3 protein-coding genes are annotated in these 1,217 nt (G+C 74.8%); all 3 read left to right on the top strand.

Annotated elements, in window-relative coordinates; genetic code table 11:
- On the top strand, positions 1-482 hold a 482-nt coding region (locus tag FV230_RS28485; protein WP_147844747.1), incomplete at its 5' end, for a cysteine hydrolase.
- 77 nt (positions 483-559) lie between these two features.
- Positions 560-793: a hypothetical protein gene (locus tag FV230_RS28480; RefSeq protein WP_147844746.1), complete on the top strand. Its 234-nt coding sequence runs from the start codon at positions 560-562 to the stop codon at positions 791-793.
- Between the two features lie 81 nt (positions 794-874).
- Positions 875-1,217 (top strand): DUF1045 domain-containing protein (locus FV230_RS28475; protein WP_147844745.1); only part of this gene is annotated, 343 nt, incomplete at its 3' end.

The raw sequence follows: 1,217 nt of genomic DNA, 5'->3' as shown, positions 1-1,217 counted from the left end.
TCGTGGTCCACACTCGCGAAGGGCATCGCCCCGACCTGTCGGACGCGCCCGCCGCCAAGATCGCCCGCGGCACGCCGTCCGCCCGCATCGGCGCGCCCGGGCCGATGGGGCGCATCCTGATCCGCGGCGAGCCCGGCCACGACATCGTCGCCGACCTCGCGCCCGCTCCCGGCGAGCCGGTGGTCGACAAGCCGGGCAAGGGCGCGTTCTACGCCACCGACCTGGCCGAGATCCTGGCCGCGCGCAGCGTCGCCACGCTGCTCGTCTGCGGCGTCACCACCGAGGTCTGCGTCCACACCACCGTGCGCGAGGCCAATGACCGCGGCTACCGCTGCCTCGTGGTGTCGGATGCCTGCGGCTCGTACATCCCGGCCTTCCACGCGGCCGGCCTCGCGATGATCGTGGCGCAGGGCGGCATCTTCGGATGGGTGTCGGATTCGCATCGCGTCGTCGCCGCGATCGCCGCCGGCCGCACCGCGTGATCGACCACGCCCCGAGCCGCCAAGCTTGGCCCGGTTATTGCCCGGCGAGCGCGACTGATGAAGCAGGAGTTCGTTGGATGCGTACGGTCTTGGCAAGCACCCTGTGTCTCGCGTTGCTGACGACGTCGGGCCTCGCGCAATCCTACACCGCGCCCGCGCCGACCGACGTCCCGTCGAGCGGCACGAAGAGCCTCAACAAGGCCGACCGCAAGATCGCCTGCACCCAGGAAGCCGACCGCCGCAACATGCGCGGCCTGAGCCGGCAGCAATATCGCGCCGCCTGCCGCAACCGCCCGATCCCGCGGGGCTGAGCGGCCGCGCCTTGCCGAGCGGGCGATCGGGTTCTATCCGCGCCGGGCCGTGACCGATCCACGCCCGAAGCGAGTGCCCCGGTGGACGCCCCGACACGCTACGCGCTCTACGTCACGCCGGAGCCCGGATCGGCGCTCGCCGCCTTCGGCGAGGCGGTCCTCGGCGATGTGCCCCTGCCCGGATGGGACGCGGCCGCGCGCGCGGCGCTCGCCGCCGTCACCGCGGCGCCGCGGGTCTACGGCTTCCACGCGACGCTGAAGGCGCCGATGCGCCTCGCCGCGGGCCGGACCGAGGGCGACCTCCTGGCCGCCTGCGCGGCGCTGGCGCAGCCCCGCGCGCCCCTGGCGGTCGGGCCCCTCGCGGTGACCCTGCTCGGGGACTTCGTCGCCCTGGTGCCCACCGCGCCGCCGCCCGGGCTCGGCC

The organism is Methylobacterium sp. WL6, assembly GCF_008040095.1.
Taxonomy (GTDB): domain Bacteria; phylum Pseudomonadota; class Alphaproteobacteria; order Rhizobiales; family Beijerinckiaceae; genus Methylobacterium.
Note: the sequence above shows the minus strand (reverse complement) of the source record. Positions and strands in the feature narration are given on the sequence as shown.